15 protein-coding genes are annotated in these 14,936 nt (G+C 71.4%); 9 read left to right on the forward strand and 6 right to left on the reverse strand.

What is annotated here, in order from left to right:
- The first annotated feature begins 117 nt into the window (after positions 1–117).
- The 6 genes from Q2K19_RS25335 to Q2K19_RS25360 are packed head-to-tail and all read left to right on the forward strand — an operon-like array spanning position 118 to position 6,445.
- A complete protein-coding gene (locus Q2K19_RS25335; RefSeq protein ID WP_302764359.1) occupies positions 118–1,146 on the forward strand; it encodes an Lrp/AsnC family transcriptional regulator in 1,029 nt (342 codons plus the stop codon).
- Positions 1,143–2,054, forward strand: a complete 912-nt coding sequence (locus Q2K19_RS25340; protein ID WP_302764361.1) for a polysaccharide deacetylase family protein — start codon at positions 1,143–1,145, stop codon at positions 2,052–2,054. Before Q2K19_RS25335 ends, Q2K19_RS25340 begins: the two co-directional genes overlap by 4 nt.
- A gap of 50 nt (positions 2,055–2,104) precedes the next feature.
- On the forward strand, positions 2,105–3,418 hold the full coding sequence (locus tag Q2K19_RS25345; RefSeq protein WP_302764363.1) for an MFS transporter: 1,314 nt from the start codon (positions 2,105–2,107) through the stop codon (positions 3,416–3,418).
- Complete coding sequence (locus Q2K19_RS25350) at positions 3,415–4,224, forward strand: SDR family NAD(P)-dependent oxidoreductase (RefSeq protein WP_302764365.1); 810 nt, start codon at positions 3,415–3,417, stop codon at positions 4,222–4,224. Before Q2K19_RS25345 ends, Q2K19_RS25350 begins: the two co-directional genes overlap by 4 nt.
- The gene (locus Q2K19_RS25355; protein WP_302764366.1) at positions 4,221–5,252 is read left to right on the forward strand and encodes a ketopantoate reductase family protein; all 1,032 of its coding nucleotides are present in this window, start codon (positions 4,221–4,223) and stop codon (positions 5,250–5,252) included. The genes Q2K19_RS25350 and Q2K19_RS25355 overlap by 4 nt, the downstream gene beginning before the upstream one ends.
- Positions 5,249–6,445, forward strand: a complete 1,197-nt coding sequence (locus Q2K19_RS25360) for a M20 family metallopeptidase (RefSeq protein ID WP_302764368.1) — start codon at positions 5,249–5,251, stop codon at positions 6,443–6,445. The genes Q2K19_RS25355 and Q2K19_RS25360 overlap by 4 nt, the downstream gene beginning before the upstream one ends.
- 289 nt (positions 6,446–6,734) lie before the next feature.
- On the opposite strand, the gene Q2K19_RS25365 is transcribed toward Q2K19_RS25360, so the two are convergent.
- Positions 6,735–7,136 carry a nuclear transport factor 2 family protein gene (locus Q2K19_RS25365; protein ID WP_302764370.1) on the reverse strand — a complete coding sequence of 134 codons (402 nt, stop codon included), beginning with the start codon at positions 7,134–7,136 and terminating at the stop codon, positions 6,735–6,737.
- Between the two features lie 121 nt (positions 7,137–7,257).
- On the opposite strand from Q2K19_RS25365, the gene Q2K19_RS25370 reads away from it, so the two are divergent.
- Both Q2K19_RS25370 and Q2K19_RS25375 read left to right on the forward strand, forming a co-directional pair.
- Complete coding sequence (locus Q2K19_RS25370; protein ID WP_302764372.1) at positions 7,258–7,665, forward strand: MarR family winged helix-turn-helix transcriptional regulator; 408 nt, start codon at positions 7,258–7,260, stop codon at positions 7,663–7,665.
- A 190-nt stretch (positions 7,666–7,855) separates the two neighbouring features.
- Complete coding sequence (locus Q2K19_RS25375) at positions 7,856–9,043, forward strand: low temperature requirement protein A (protein ID WP_302764374.1); 1,188 nt, start codon at positions 7,856–7,858, stop codon at positions 9,041–9,043.
- 3 nt (positions 9,044–9,046) lie between these two features.
- On the opposite strand, the gene Q2K19_RS25380 is transcribed toward Q2K19_RS25375, so the two are convergent.
- The 4 genes from Q2K19_RS25380 to Q2K19_RS25395 all read right to left on the reverse strand — a co-directional run bounded on the left by Q2K19_RS25380 (position 9,047) and on the right by Q2K19_RS25395 (position 13,058).
- Positions 9,047–10,231, reverse strand: a complete 1,185-nt coding sequence (locus Q2K19_RS25380; RefSeq protein WP_302764375.1) for a low temperature requirement protein A — start codon at positions 10,229–10,231, stop codon at positions 9,047–9,049.
- A 190-nt stretch (positions 10,232–10,421) separates the two neighbouring features.
- Positions 10,422–11,174, reverse strand: coding sequence for an NADPH-dependent F420 reductase (locus Q2K19_RS25385; protein WP_302772742.1), 753 nt, complete (start codon positions 11,172–11,174; stop codon positions 10,422–10,424).
- Positions 11,175–11,176: 2 nt separating this feature from the next.
- Complete coding sequence (locus tag Q2K19_RS25390; RefSeq protein ID WP_302764377.1) at positions 11,177–12,208, reverse strand: LLM class flavin-dependent oxidoreductase; 1,032 nt, start codon at positions 12,206–12,208, stop codon at positions 11,177–11,179.
- Entirely contained in the window at positions 12,201–13,058 is an 858-nt protein-coding gene (locus Q2K19_RS25395; RefSeq protein ID WP_302764379.1) for an LLM class flavin-dependent oxidoreductase, read from the reverse strand. Before Q2K19_RS25395 ends, Q2K19_RS25390 begins: the two co-directional genes overlap by 8 nt.
- A 260-nt stretch (positions 13,059–13,318) precedes the next feature.
- On the opposite strand from Q2K19_RS25395, the gene Q2K19_RS25400 reads away from it, so the two are divergent.
- The gene (locus Q2K19_RS25400) at positions 13,319–13,867 is read left to right on the forward strand and encodes a MarR family winged helix-turn-helix transcriptional regulator (RefSeq protein ID WP_302764380.1); all 549 of its coding nucleotides are present in this window, start codon (positions 13,319–13,321) and stop codon (positions 13,865–13,867) included.
- Positions 13,868–14,007: 140 nt separating this feature from the next.
- Here the strand turns inward: Q2K19_RS25400 and Q2K19_RS25405 are convergent, their stop codons facing one another.
- Positions 14,008–14,880 (reverse strand): LLM class F420-dependent oxidoreductase, encoded by an 873-nt coding sequence (locus Q2K19_RS25405; RefSeq protein ID WP_302764382.1) that lies wholly within the window; start codon positions 14,878–14,880, stop codon positions 14,008–14,010.
- Between the last annotated feature and the right edge of the window lie 56 nt (positions 14,881–14,936).

Genomic DNA, 14,936 nt, shown 5'->3' on the forward strand with positions numbered 1-14,936 from the left:
ACCAGCGACCTGATACCGCCCAACCTCGCCGATAAGTAGCACCGGAAAGCCAGGATTGCTGGAAATCCCCATGCCCAGGCCTTGCGCTGCTGCTTTCCGTCACGCAGGATGGGTCGCATGGATGCCGCGCCCACCCTTGACGCGTTGGACCGCCGCCTGCTGGCCGCGCTGCAACTCGACGGCCGCGCGCCGTGGGGCCTGGTGGCCCGGGCGGTCGGGGCCAGCGAGTCGACGGTGCAGCGCCGTTTCACCGCGTTGCGCAACCGGCGAGCGGCCCGGGTCATCGGCGTCGTCGACGTCCTCCGGTGCGGCCTGGGGGTTCCCGTGCTCGTCCGGATCTCGTGCCGACCCGGCACCGCGGGGGAGGTCGTGACCCGGCTGGCCGCGAAGCCCGAGGCCCGCTTCGTCGCCATGGTCGCGGGCAGCGTCGACGTGGTCGCCGAGTTCGTCGTGCCGACGCACCGGGACCTCGCCCAGGTGCTCGTCCACGACCTGCCCGGAGCCGACCTGGTCACCGACACCGAGACCCTGACGGTGATGCGGACCTTCACCTCCGCCCACGACTGGGACACCGGCCTTCTCGACCCGGAGGCGACCGCCCTGCTCCGCCCCACGCCCGCGCGTCCGTTCGAGGACCAGATCTGGGAGCGCCCACCGGACCGGCTGGACGACCTCGAACTGGCCATCCTGGCCACCCTCGGCGAGGACGGGCGGATGCCGGTCAGGGAGATCGCGGCGCAGGTCAACTCGAGCGAGTCGACGGTCGCCCGGCGCATCGACTCGATGGTCGCCCGGGGCTGCCTGCGCTTCCGGACGTTGGTGGAGCCGACCCTGCTGGGCTTCGCGGTCGAGTTCATGCTCTGGCTCGACGTCGAGCCGGCCCAACTGGACGCCGCCGGTCGCCAGCTCGCCGAGGACCCCGCCACCAAGTACCTGTCCGCCACCGCCGGGCGGTTCAACCTCTGCGCGCAGGTCTCGCTTCCGCACTTCGCGGATCTCTACCGGTTCACCACCGACGTGGTCGGCGCCCTGCCCGGCGTCCGCCGCGCGGACACGACCCTGCAACTCGACACCCTCAAGCGCGCCTGGCTACCCACCGCCTCGCACCTGTCCGTCGAGCCCGTCACCGAAAGGAGCAGCCAATGAGCGCCGCCACCGAGCCGTGGCAGTGGGACGAGGCCACCTGGCGCGGCCACGTCGACCGGGTCCGAGCGGGCCGCCGGCTCGCGCCGTCATGGCCCGGCGGCGCCAAGGTCGCCGTCGCGATCTCCTTCGACTCCGATCACGAGACCATTCCGCTGCGCGAAGGGGAGACCCGCCCCGGCAAGCTCGCCCAGGGCGAGTACGGCTCCCGGGTCGCCGCGCCCCGGATCCTCGCCGCGCTGGCGCGGCACTCGGTGCCCGCCACCTTCTTCATGCCGGCGGTGTCCGCCCTGCTCCATCCCGAAGAGGCGCGCGGTTACGTGGAGGCCGGCCACGAGATCGCCGCGCACGGGTGGATCCACGAGCGCAACATGCTGCTGCAACCGCAGGACGAACGGGAGCTGGCCGCTCGGGCCCTGGACACGTTGGAGAAGGTCACCGGGGTTCGACCGGTCGGGGTGCGCACCCCGTCCTGGGACTTCTCCGACGCCACCCTGGGGATCATCGCCGAGCTCGGGCTGATCTACGACTCGTCACTGATGGCCGACGACGACTGCTACGAGCTGCTCGCCGACGGCCGGCCCACCGGCATCGTCGAGCTGCCGGTGGAGTGGATCCGCGACGACGCCCCGTACTTCATGATGGAGCGCTACTCGACCCTGCGGCCCTACACCCCGCCGCGTGACGTGCTGCAGCTGTGGCGGGACGAGTTCGACGCCGCCCGTGCCGACGGTGGCCTGTTCCAGCTCACCCTGCACCCGCACATCATCGGCCACCGCGCCCGGATGGTCGTGCTCACCGAACTGCTCGACCACATGGCCTCCTTCGACGACGTCTGGTTCGCCACCCACGCCCAGATCGTCGAGCACGTGCGCACGGAGCTGTCCGAGCCGCCGACAAACGCCGACTAGCCCGCGCCGACCCTGCCCCCCTTTCCACCGCGACCACCCGGAGGTTCGCCGTGTCCGCGACCACCACGACCGCACCGACCCACGCACCAGGCGCGCCCCTCACCGACAAGCAGCGCCGCGCCGTGATCGCCGGTTCGATCGGCAACACCGTCGAATGGGTCGACTGGGCCCTGTACGCCTCGTTCGCACCGATCTTCTCCGCCCAGTTCTTCCCGAAGGGGAACCCGAACGCCGCCCTGCTGGCCACCCTGGCCGTGTTCGCCGTCGGCTTCCTGATGCGCCCCATCGGTGGCGCCCTGCTGGGCAGCTACGCCGACCGGCGCGGCCGCAAGGCCGGCATGACGTTGACCATCTCGATGATGGCCGTCGCCGCCCTGGTCATCGCGATCTGCCCGCCGTACTCGGCGATCGGCATTCTCGCCCCGGTCGTCCTGGTGCTCGCCCGTCTGGTGCAGGGCTTTTCCGCCGGTGGCGAGTTCGGCACCTCCTCCGCCTTCCTCATCGAGTCCGCGTCGCCCCGGCGCCGGGGCTTCGTCGGGTCCTGGCAGCAGGTGTCGGTGGGCGCCGGCGCGCTGATCGCCTCGCTGCTGGGCACGCTGCTGACCCGTACCCTCAGCGACGACGCCCTGGCCACCTGGGGTTGGCGGGTCGCGTTCGCCGTCGGCGGCCTGCTCGGCCTGGTCGGGCTGTGGCTGCGGGTCTCGGTCGAGGAGACCGACGCGTTCACCGAACTCGCGCAGCGGCGGGTGGGGCAGGCCAAGCCCCAGCCGGTGAAGGAGATGCTGGTCAAGCACCCGCGCGCCGCGCTGCGGGTCGTCGGGATCACCATCGCCGGCACCCTGCTGTACTACATGTGGGTCAGCTACATGCCCGGCTACGCCCACACCGCCGAGGGCGTCCCGCTGACCACCGCGTTCCTCGCCAACACCCTGGCCATCGCGATCTTCCTGGTGCTGCTGCCCTTCGGCGGCAAGCTCTCCGACCGGTTCGGCCGCAAGCCCACCCTGCTCTTCTTCGCCATCGGCTTCCTCGTGCTGGCCTGGCCGGCGTTCCAGATCATCGGCGGTGGCTTCTGGTCGCTGTTCCTCGTCGAACTCGCCGGGGTCTTCTTCCTGGTCGGCTACTCCGCCAACTGCGCCGTGGTGATGGCCGAGCAGTTCCCCGCCGACGTCCGCACCACCGGCATCGGCCTGCCCTACGCCCTCGCCGTGGCGATCTTCGGCGGCACCGCCCCCTACGTCACCACGTGGCTGGCCACCCACGGCCACCGCGACAAGGTGTGGCTGTACGCCGCCGCGGCCGCCGTCGTCGGGATCGTCGTCTACGCCACCATGCCGGAGACCAAGGGCAAGGAGATCGGATGAGCAGGCACGTCCTGGTCACCGGAGCGGCCAGCGGAATCGGCGCGGCAGTCGCCGCGTGGTTCGCCAACGACGGCTGGCAGGTCAGCGGCGTCGACCTCCGCGAGCCCGAACTGCGCGCCACGCTGGCCGCGCTGGACGCCGACACCGACGCCCACGTCGCCGACCTGGCCGATCCGGCAGCGCCGACCCGGGTGGTCAAGGAAGCCTGGGCGCGCGGCGGACCGCTGGACGCCGTGGTCAACGCCGCCGGCATCTACCCGGCTCGTAGCTTCCTCGACCTCGACGCCCCGGTGTGGGACCGGGTCCAGGCGGTCAACGTCCGCGCGCCGATGCTCACCACCCGCGCCTTCGCCGAGCTGGCCATCGCGGCCGGGCGTGGCGGCAGCGTGGTGAACATCAGCTCCGGTGCCGCGCTGCGGGCCCGCCCCGGCGCCGCCCACTACAGCACCTCCAAGGCGGCCCTGGAGATGCTGACCAGGGCCGCCGCCGTCGAGCTGGGCGCCGCCGGCATCCGGGTCAACGCGGTCAGCCCGGGGTTCGTCACCGTCGACAGCGCGGCCAACCCGGTCACCGAGGAGTACGCCGCGGCGGTGTCGGTGAACCCGCTGGGCCGGCGCGGACGCCCCGACGACATCGCCGCCGCCGTCGCCTGGCTGGTGTCGCCGGCCGCCGAGTGGGTCACCGGCACCGTCCTCCGGGTCGACGGCGGCGCGTCCGCCGGCACCACCACCCTGCCACCGCACTGGCCGGCGCTGAGCGACGTGCAGGCCCCCGATCCGCACCCCACGCAAGGAGCAACCCTGTGACTGCCCGCAGCTACACCATCGTCGGCGCCGGGGCGATCGGCGGCACCGTGGCCTGGCACCTCGCCCGGGCCGGGCACGAGGTGACCGTGGTGGACGCCGACCCGGCCCACGTCGCCGCGATCGCCGAGGACGGGATCGTCCTGGAGCGCGCCGGAGTCAGGCAGGCGCAGCCGGTGGCCGCCGCGCTGACGCCCGACCAGGTCACCGCCCCGCTCGGGCGGGTGCTGCTGGCCGTCAAGGCGCACGGCACCGACGGGGCCGCCGCCTGGATCGCGAAGCATCTCGCCGACGACGGGTTCGTGGTCAGCCTGCAGAACGGGCTCAACGAGTCGGTGATCGCCGGCCACGTCGGCGCCGACCGCACCATCGCGGCCTTCGTCGATCTCTTCGCCGACGTCACCGCGCCCGGAGTCATCACCGACGGCGGCGCCGGCGCCATGGCGATCGGGGAGCTGACCGGCCCGGTCACCGACCGGGTACGCACCCTGGCCCAGGATCTGCGGGCCTGGGGCCCCGCCGTGGCGAGCGACAACGTGGCCGGATTCCTCTGGTCCAAGCTCGGCTTCGGCGCGATGCTCACCGCGACCGCCCTGGCCGACGACGCGATGGGGGAGTTGCTCGACCGGCATCGTCCGGCGGCGCACACCCTCGCCCGTGAGGTGTTCGCGGTCGCGGCCGCGGAAGGCATCACGCTGGAGCCCTTCGACGCGTTCCAGCCCGCCGCCTACACCGGCGACGCGAGCCCGGCGGACGCCGACGCGGCCACGGACCCGCTCGTCGCGTGGCTGCGCACCCAGACCAAGACCCGCAGCGGCATCTGGCGGGACATCGCCGTACGGCGTCGGGCCACCGAGGTTCCCACGCAGTACGGGCCGGTGCTGGCGGCGGCGGAGCGCCACCACATCGACGTGCCGCTGCTGCGTGCGATGCTCGGCCAGCTCGCCGAGGTCGAGGCCGACCCGTCGACCATGAGCGCGGACCGGTTGACCACCCTGGACCGCATGGTCGAGTGGGCGGCAGCCCGATGAGCGTGGCCGCCGCCAAGCAGCTCGACCCGCGTCCGCTCGACGACTTCCTGCGCGCACATCGCGACGACATGCTCGCGGACCTGGCCGCGTACGTCCGGCTGGAAACGCCCAGCGACGATCTCGAAGCCCTGGCCCGCGGCCGGGACTGGGTCAGCGCCTGGGTGCAGCAGCGGCTGGGCCCCGCAGCCGTCGCCCGCACCGAGCCCGGCGGGGACCACGGGGACACGCTCGTGCTCGACTACGCCGGAACGCAGCAGGCGGCCGCCGCCGCACCGGTCGCCGTGCTGGCCCACTACGACACCGTCTGGCCGCTGGGCACCATCGAGGACATCCCGTTCACCGTCACCGGCGACATCATCCGCGGGCCGGGGGTCTTCGACATGAAGGCCGGTCTCGTCCAGGCGGTGTGGGCGCTGCGCGCCCTCGACGCGCTGGGGCTGCCCCGTCCTCCGGTGCGCCTGATCCTCAACGGCGACGAGGAACTGGGCAGCCCCGCCTCGCGTCCCGTCATCGAGGAAGCCTGCCAGGGCGCCGCCGCCGTCCTCGTCTTCGAGGCCAGCGCGGCTGGCGCGGTCAAGACCGCCCGCAAGGGAGTCGGGCTGTTCGACCTCACCCTCACCGGCGTCGAGGCCCACGCCGGGCTCGACCCCACCGCGGGCGCCAGCGCCATCACCGCCCTCGCCGAGTTCGTCCTGCACGCCACCGCGCTGACCGACCTGCAGGCCGGCACGACCGTCAACGTCGGCGTCGTCGACGGCGGCACCCGCCGAAACGTCACCGCCGGCTCGGCACACGCCGGCATCGACGTACGGGTCGCCACCACCGAGGAAGCGGACAGGGTGGAGCGGGAGCTGCGCGAGTGGCGGCCGAGCAACCCGTTGGTCCGGGCGCGCGTCGACGGCGGATGGAACCGGCCCGTCATGGCGCGCACGCCCGCCATCGCCGACCTGTTCACCCGCGCCCAGGGGCTGGCCCGCCAGCTCGGTTTCGAGCTGCGGGAGATCGCGGTCGGCGGCGCCAGCGACGGCAACTTCGCCGCGGCTCTGGGACTGCCCGTGCTGGACGGCGTTGGTGCCGTCGGGTCCGGCGCACACGCCCGCGACGAGCACGCCACCGTCTCCGGCCTGCTGGAGCGGGGTGCGCTGGCGGCGGCGCTCGTGACCTCGCTCGCCGACCCGCCCGATCGCGGATGATCAAAACCTTTCTCCGAGTGACCTCGCCGCTGGGCGCGGCTGCCGGAGCTGATGCGAGGTGCCGCGGCGGCGGCCCCGGCCGACACCTGCCGGGGCCGCCGCCGCGATGTGCTGGGCTGGGTCAGTCGGCGCGGCCGGCCTTGAGTGCCGCCGCGGTGTCGACGACGCGCCGGGCCTGGTAACGGGCCGCTTCCAGGACCACGTCACCGGGTGCCCCATCGCCGACCACATGCGAGGTGCCGTAGGGATTGCCCGCCGCTGTCAACGGCCGGCGCTCAGTTCGCGGCGATCACGCGGCGCGTTGCCAGAGCGGGGAGATCTGAGCCTGCGCCAAGCGCCAGCCGCTCGGCGTGCGTACGGCGGTGTATCGGGTTCGGAGGCCGGCCGAACGGTGCGGCGCCTCGCCCTGGTGGAAGAAGTACACGAGTTGGTGGGCGCTGACCTCGGCGTGGTCGCCGTCGAGATCGACCACGACGTCGGTGTTGAAGTGCTGGGTCAACACCTCCTCCGGGCTGGTGCGCCGCACCACATCGACGATTTCGTCGATACCGCGCAGGACGCCGCGCGGGCTCCTGGTTTCGGCGTCCGGGGCGTAGACGGTCCGCAGGTCGTCGAAGCGACGCTCGTCCAGCACCCACGCGAGCGTGGCGACCAGTTCGGCGATCTCGGTGCGGTCGGTCACGTGTGACATCTCGATTCTCCATTCGTTGGCGACGCCAACGATATTGCGAATCGTTGGTGGCGCCAACGTCCTGTTAGCATGGTCACCCGTGGAATCGACACCGAGTCGTCTCGGGACAAGGGCGAGCTGGTTGATCTCTCAAACCGCCGTACATGCACGGCGGTTCGTCGCCGAGGGGTTCGCCGCCGCCGGCGCGCGGGGCTACCACTATCGCGTGCTCGCCGCGTTGGAGGAGTTCGGTCCCGCGAGCCAGGCGGAGCTGGGGCGGCGCTGCCGCATGGACCGCAGCGACGTCGTCGCGGCCGTCACCGAGCTGGAGGGAGAGGGCTTCGCGGAGCGCAGCGCCGACCCGGCAGACCGCCGGCGCAACATCGTCACGATCACCAGGGCGGGCACCCAGCAGCTCCGACGGCTGGACCGCGCGCTCGACACCGTGCAGGACGAGCTGCTCGCCCCGCTGTCGGCCACCGAACGGCAGACCCTGGTCGCGTTGCTCGGGAAGCTGATCGAGCATCACGGCGGCGTGCCGACCTCATGATCCCGCTCGGCGTCCATCAGGCCCGGACCGCTGCGACACAGCTCGCGTTCGCCTGGTCGGCGGGCAAGCCCTGGGCAGGAACGAAAGGTCGCCCGGTCGCGCGGTATGACGCGATGTCGAGCCCGCGGTCGGGCCGGTGCCCGTAGTGTGTCCTCAGGCGAGGACGGCGCGGGGCCTCCGGAGGGCGTCGATGGTGACGGAAGGCGGCGCCAACGCAGCGGCTCCGGCCCGACGGGACCCCGGCCGCCCGGCGTTCCTGGAACTCTTCTTCGACCTGGCGTACGTCTTTGCGATGATCTCCCTGGTCAAGACGCTCGCCGCCGACGTGAGCTGGACCGGCTTCGGCGAGACGTTGGTCCTGCTGCTCGCGTTCACCCTGGTCTGGGCGCTGACCGCGTGGGCCGCCGACACCCTTGACCTGGCACGGCCCGCGGTCCAGGTGCAGTTCATCGGGGTGGCGGCCGCCAGCGTGCTGCTGGCGGCCGCGGCACCCGACGCGTACGACGGGCGCGGCCTGCTCTTCGCGGTCACCTACCTGGCCATCCACCTCGGTTCGAGCGTCTACTACCTCCTGCTCGGGCAGAGTGCGGCCGAGCCGCGCCGCAGCGGCCGGATTTTCGTCTGGTACACCATCGCCGCGATCGGCTGGATCGGCGGTGGGCTGGCCACCGGCCCCACCCGCCTGCTGCTCTGGGCGGCGACCGTCGCAATGGAGTACGCCGCCGCCTCGCTCGGCTGGCCGCTGCCGCGGCTGGGTCGGTCGCAGCCGCAGGAGTGGCGGCTGGTCGGCGAGCGGGTGGCCGAGCGGTACCGGCAGTTCGTCATCATCGCGCTCGGCGCGTCCATCTTCGTGATGGGGACGACCTTCAGCCTGAGCGAGTACACGATGGATCGGGCCGGGGCGCTCCTGGTGGTGTTCACGATCGTGGTGCTGACCTGGCGGATCTACATCTACCGGGCCGGCGAGCTGCTGACCGAGGCCATCGCGCGATCGACGAACCCCACGCTGCTCACGCAGTCCGCCGCGGTCACTCATCTGATCATGGTGGCGGGCATCGGCGGCATGGCGGTCACGAGCCACCTCGTCCTGATGCGCCCCTTCGGGGAGACGCCGCCCTCGTGGGCCGCGGTCATCCTCGGCGGACCGGCGTTGTTCCTGGTCGGCCGTGGCGTGCTGGACTACACGGTCTTCGGTCGGATCTCCCGGTCCCGGCTGGTCGGGCTGGTCCTGCTGGCCGGCGTGGCGCCGGCCGCGGGCCTGCTGCCGCCGGTCGTGGTCGCGCTGCTCGACGTGAGCATCCTCGCCCTGATCGCTGCGGCGAACCTGATGAGCACCCACCGGCACGCCCGCACGCCGGCACCACCGGCGCTCGGGTGACCCTCACCCGGTCGGCACGGTGACCCGGACCAGCCGCGAGTGTGCCGGCAGCGCCTCCCAGACCAGGATGAGCAGCAGCACCAGATTCGCCACGACCAGGATGGCCAGCGGCGGAAGCAACGCCATCGCGGGTCCGATGGCGCACAGCACCACGATCCCCGACGCCCGGGACCAGAGGACCCGTCCGGTGACCACGGCGTCGAACAGGCAACTCCCGAGCAGGAACAGCGCCGGCCCGCCCAGGATGGCGACGATCCAGGCGGCTGGTGCCACACCGAACGGCCGCTCGATGACCAGCGCGACGCTGGTCGAGATCACCAGCACCCCGGCAACCATCACCAGGTGGCTGTACGAGGTGGAGGTGCCGGGCCGAACCCGCTCCACCAACATGACGGCGGGCGGTGCCAGGAGCTGCCGCACCCGGTGGAAGTAGAGCTGGAAGAGCACGACAGCGCTGGCGAACGCGACGACGCTCGCGGCCACCCGGCCGGCCTGAAAGCCGCTGCCGGCCAGCCCCGTGCCGGCGCTCAGGATCAGCTCGCCGAGCGAGATGATGAAGATTTCTCGATGCCGCTCGGACAGGTGGGTGCCGGTGAAGATCTGACTGGCCAGTTCGGTGCGACCTAGTTTCGGCGTCGGCCAGCCCAGCCGGGCCGACCCGAGGTCGACCGCCACCGCGACCGACCAGAGCAGCAGCCGGGCCGTTCCGTGCACGACCGCCCCGGCCACCCACGGCACCGCCGTGACACCGAACCAGAAGAAGACCCGGATGCTCCTGGCCTGGATCGGGCGGTTCACCCGGGTACCGGGGATGAGGACCGCGTCCCGGACGAGATGGATGCCGAAGTACGCCGCGACGAGCAGCCAGCCGTACTCGGCGAAGGCGTACGGCACCGCGATCGCCATCAGCAGGGTTTCGAACATGACCGCCAGGACGGTGGCCTGGATGACCGGTAACCGCGGGTTGAACAGGTCGGTGAGCCACGCGGTCAGTACCCAGACCCACCAGGCGGCCATCAGCAGGACGGCGGTCTGGGCGGCGCCACGGACGGTGAGGTCCTCGGCCAGCCCCGCCGAGAGTCTGGAGAGCATGAAGATGTAGACCAGGTCGAAGAAGAGCTCCAGGAACGTCGGATAGTCGGGCTCGCCGCGCCGGCGAAGGATCCGGGGGAGCGGACTGGGCCTCACCGCGTCTGCCTCCTTTGGCACGCCACACCGGGAGCGGAGGCACTGGGACCGGGCTCTCCCCGCCAACCTACAAAACCGGGGGTCGCCGGAGAGCGGAAACGGGGGAGCAGGGCAAGCCGACGCCAGTGCGACGTGTCGTCCGGCGGTAGCTGAACCACGCCTGCCGGAACCGTTCAGTCGGCGTACGGATTCACGCCGCCTCCGGCCTCCCGGCCCGCGCGTGGGCGACGGTCCGCCCCCGTTCCGACGCCGGAAAGCGGCCGAGCATGGCGCGCACCTCGTCGGCGTTCACGTTGGCGCCGAACAACTCGCTGCCCGGTTCGAGCCGTACGCCCTCGGCGAGGGGACCAGCGACAACCGGATCGAAGCCGAGCCGGTCCACAAGGGACCCGATGGCGGCGAGATCGGCAGCGTCGTCGCCGGCGATCGCGATGGCCTTGCGGCCGGCCGCTCCGTTCGGCTGCGCCTCGTCCTCGAGATCGTGGTATCCCATGTGGTTGAACGCCTTGACGACGCGGGAACCGGGCAGGAATGCCTGGATGGTCTCGCTCGACGAGGTGCGCGGGTCGGTGAGGTCGTCGCGGATGCCATCGACCTCCCACCAGTAGTTCATGGCGTCGACGACGAGCTTGCCGCGCAACGCCTCGGCGGGAATGCTCCGGTACTTGCCCAGCGGAAGGGCGAGGATGACGACGTCGGCGCCGGCCGCGGCGTCGGCCGCGGTGGTGGCGACCGCTCCGGGTGTGAGCACCTCGACGGTGAGGGCGATCCTCGCCGGGTCACCCGAACCGGCGATGAGCACCCGGTAGCCGGCGGCGAGGGCGAGCCGAGCGAGCACGGTGCCCACCTTGCCGGCACCGAGGATGCCGAGGGTCTGTGGCCCGATCCGGGCGCTGTCGTTCATGTCTTCCTTCCAGGTGCGGACGGGGGCGTCCGTGGGCACGGTCAACTGGCCAGGATGTCGCGGACCAGGGGGATCACCCGGGTGCCGTACAGTTCCACGGCGCGCATCCGGGCGCTCACCGGCTGCGCGCCGGCGGTGTAGATAAGGTCGAACCGGCCGACGCCGAGGCTGCGGATCGCGTCGGCCATGCGGCGGGCCACGGTCTCCGGAGAGCCTATGTAGAGGGAACCGTGCGCCACCTCGGCGTCGAACTCCGCGCGACGGATCGGTGCCCATCCCCGCAGTGCCCCGATCCGGTCCCGCATGACGCGGTAGTGCGGCCAGAACAGTTCCTTCGCCTCCTCGTCGGTGTCGGCGATGAATCCTGGCGAGTGCATTCCCACCGGGTGCGCGGTCGTGCCGAACTGCTCGGCCGCCCGCCGGTACAGGTCGATGTAGGGCGCGAAACGCTCGGGGGCGCCGCCGATGATGGCGAGCATGAGCGGGAAACCGTAGTGGGCGGTACGCACGACCGACTGCGGGGAGCCGCCGACGCCCACCCAGGTGGTGAGACGCCCCGATTCCGTCTTCGGGAAGACGTCGGCGTGCTCGAGCGGGGCACGCACGCTGCCGCTCCAGGTGACCGGCTTCTCCTCCAGCAGCTTCGCGAACAGCTCGATCTTCTCCTCGAACAGCACGTCGTAGTCGCTCAGGTCGTAGCCGAACAGCGGAAAGGACTCGGTGAACGAGCCGCGGCCGAGAATGACTTCGGCCCGGCCGTTCGACAGCGCGTCCACCGTCGCGAAGCGCTGGAACACCCGGACCGGGTCGTCCGAGCTCAGCACGGTCACGCCGGAGGCGAGCCGGATGCGTGAGGTGCGGGTGGCAATCCCCGCCAGCACGGTCTCGGGCGTCGACACCGAATACTCCGGCCGGTGGTGCTCGCCGAGAGCGATGACGTCGACGCCGAGGTCGTCCGCCAGCACCGCCTCATCGACGACCTGCCGGATCGCCGCGGCATGGGACACGGGCCTGCCGGAGTCGTCCTCCGGCACGTCGCCGAAGGTGTCCAGGCCGAATTCGAGGTCAGACATGGGTGGTCTCCTTTGCCAACAGCTCCCGGACACGCGGGGCGACCTCGCTGCCCAGCAGCTCGATCGTGCGTGCGCGCGCCTCGCGGGGCAGGTGCATGATGTCGTACTTGAGGTCGAAGCGGCTCAGCCGCAGGTCCCGGGCCATCGTGGCGATCTTCCGCGCGACCGTCTCGGGTGACCCGACGAACAGCGCCCCGTGGTCGATCTCGGCCTCGTAGCGTCGACGGTCCGGCTTGTAGAACCCGCGTTCCTCGGCGAGTCGCGCCACGACCGGCTGCCAGTACCGCCACCAGGTCTCCACCGCCTCGTCGTCGGTGTCCGCGACGAGGCCGAGCGAGTGCTGCCCGATGGGCTGCACGGGGTGCCCGACCTGGTCGAGCGCCCGGAGGTAGAGGTCGACGTGGCCGGCGAACCGCTGCGGGCGTCCGCCGATGATCGCGAGCATGAGCGGGAGACCGTAGCGGGCGGCGCGGATCACCGAGTTCGGGCTCCCGCCGACGCCGATCCAGGTCGGGATGCCTCCGGCCCGCATCCTCGGATGCAGCCGCTGCGCGACCAGAGGGCTCCGTACCGTACCCGACCAGGTGACCGATTCGTCCCGCTGGAGCCGTACGAAGAGGTCGAGCTTCTCCTCGAACAACCGCTCGTAGTCCGCCAAGTCGTAACCGAACAGGGGGAACGACTCGGTCGCCGATGCGCGTCCGAGGACAATCTGGGCGCGGCCGTTCGAGACCGCGTCGAGGGTCGCGAACTCGTGGTAGAGCCGTACCGGATCGTTCGTGCTGAGCACCGTGACCGAGGTGCCGAGGCGGATCCGGTCGGTCGCCGTCGCGATCGCCGCGAGCAGCACGGAACACGTCGAGCCCGACCGACTCCGCGAGCCGCGCCTCGTCGACGAGCAGCCGCACGGTCTCGGCGTCGCTCAGGATCCGGTCACCGTCAGTGGCCACCTCGCCGAACGAGTTGAGCCCCAGTTCGAAGCCTTCCGCTGCCATCGTCTCCTCCTCACGTGGGCTCCCAGGAGGGCGGTCCGCACCGGCGGGTCGCCCTCGGCGATTGACATGTCAAACATGCTAACCTGCGTATTGACATGTCAATCGGGAGGTGAAGATGACGAAGGCCACACCCCAGGGGCGGAGAGGGCGCCAACTGCCGACCGCGGAGGAGCTACGGATCTGGCGGGACTTCATCGAGACGACGGAGACGCTCAGGTCCCGGATCGCGTCCCGACTCCAGACCGAGTCCTCGCTCTCGCCGGGCGACTACGCCGTCCTGCTCGCCCTCAGCGAGGCGCCCGACCGGCAGCTGCGCTCCTCGGAGCTCGCGGCGCACATCGGCTGGGAACGCAGCCGGCTCTCCCACCACCTCGGCCGGATGGAGCGGCGCGGGCTCATCCACCGCCAGGAGTGCCCAACCGAACCCCGAGGAGCGGAGGTCCACCTCACGCCGACCGGGGCCGAGGCGTTCCGCGGGTCCACCGTCCCGCACCTGCGCGCCATCCGCGAGCTCTTCGTCGACGCGCTCACGCCGGACCAGCTCCACGCGGCGGGCGAGATCGCCGCGGCGCTCCGCGTACACCTCGACGCACCGCACAAGGAACCGGATCGTCTCCGACCGGCCCCCGAAGAGGAGCCGGCCAGACCAGCCACGGGCCAGTAACGAACCTCCCCAGCGGGCGTGGGCTGTCAGCGCAGCCGCTTCCGCCAGGGGACGAGCGGGTGAGGCCGCATAGGTGATCTCGGAGTTCTCTACGCTTCACGATCCCGAGGACACCTCACCCGCCGATGGCATCATCTGGATCACGCGAGTTCGGCGAGTCGCGCTGCGACCCGCTGCTCGGCCAGCTCCTGCGCGAACTCCACCGGGTGGCGGTCGGGCGTCGTCTGAACCTCGGTCACGCCGAGCGCGGCGTACTCGGCCACCTCGGCCACGAACGCGTCGACATCGGGCAGGGGCGGTCGCCTGACCACCACCGTCTTTTCGATGCTGGAGTAGTCCCGGCCCTCGGCGGCACAGTGTTGCCGCAGTACGTCGAGCTTGTGCGCGACCTCCGCCGGGCTGTTGCCGAACAGGTTGCAGGCATCGGCATAGCGGGCCACGAGCCGCAGGGTCTTCTTCTCGCCGCCGCCGCCGATCATGATCGGGGGGTGCGGTCGGCTGATCGGCGCCGGCACGTTCAGCGTCTCAGCCAGCTGGTAGTGCCTGCCGTCGAACCGGCCGTTGTTGTCGCTCCACATCTGCAGGCAGATCTGCAACGCTTCCTCGAGCCGTTCGAAACGCTCCGTGACCGGGACGTCCGGTACGCCGAGGCCGCGCTGCTCACGGTCGTACCACGACGCGCCGATGCCGAGCCGCGCCCGCCCGCCGGAGAGCACGTCGAGCGTGGTGACGATCTTGGCGAGCAGGCCCGGGTAGCGGTACATCACCCCGGTGACCAGGACACCGAGCGTCATCCGTTCGGTCTTGGCCGCCACGTAGCCGAGGGTCGTGTAGGCCTCGAGCATCGGCTCCTCGGCGGACGTGGTGAACTCCATCTGGAAGTAGTGGTCCATGACGGTGAACGCGGACACCCCGGCCTGCTCCGCGATCCGGGCGGTCTCCGCCAGGGTCCCGGCCATCTCGGACGGGTCGGCGGGCGTGGAGAAGTTCCAGTAATGCAGACCGAGCCTCATCGCCCATCCCTTCACGTCCCCTGGGCCAACTGGCATTATGCCGGGCGCTCGCCTTT

The organism is Micromonospora sp. NBRC 110009, assembly GCF_030518795.1.
Taxonomy (GTDB): Bacteria; Actinomycetota; Actinomycetes; order Mycobacteriales; family Micromonosporaceae; genus Micromonospora.

Bases quoted from the DNA above. Each gene is read 5' to 3' on its own strand.
- Q2K19_RS25390 (WP_302764377.1), bottom strand. From the start codon at position 12,208: ATGTCTGACCTCGAATTCGGCCTGGACACCTTCGGCGACGTGCCGGAG.
- Q2K19_RS25375 (WP_302764374.1), top strand. From the start codon at position 7,856: ATGGTGACGGAAGGCGGCGCCAACGCAGCGGCTCCGGCCCGACGGGAC.
- Q2K19_RS25360 (WP_302764368.1), top strand. From the start codon at position 5,249: ATGAGCGTGGCCGCCGCCAAGCAGCTCGACCCGCGTCCGCTCGACGAC.
- Q2K19_RS25405 (WP_302764382.1), bottom strand. From the start codon at position 14,880: ATGAGGCTCGGTCTGCATTACTGGAACTTCTCCACGCCCGCCGACCCG.
- Q2K19_RS25340 (WP_302764361.1), top strand. From the start codon at position 1,143: ATGAGCGCCGCCACCGAGCCGTGGCAGTGGGACGAGGCCACCTGGCGC.
- Q2K19_RS25335 (WP_302764359.1), top strand. From the start codon at position 118: ATGGATGCCGCGCCCACCCTTGACGCGTTGGACCGCCGCCTGCTGGCC.
- Q2K19_RS25350 (WP_302764365.1), top strand. From the start codon at position 3,415: ATGAGCAGGCACGTCCTGGTCACCGGAGCGGCCAGCGGAATCGGCGCG.
- Q2K19_RS25365 (WP_302764370.1), bottom strand. From the start codon at position 7,136: ATGTCACACGTGACCGACCGCACCGAGATCGCCGAACTGGTCGCCACG.
- Q2K19_RS25400 (WP_302764380.1), top strand. From the start codon at position 13,319: ATGACGAAGGCCACACCCCAGGGGCGGAGAGGGCGCCAACTGCCGACC.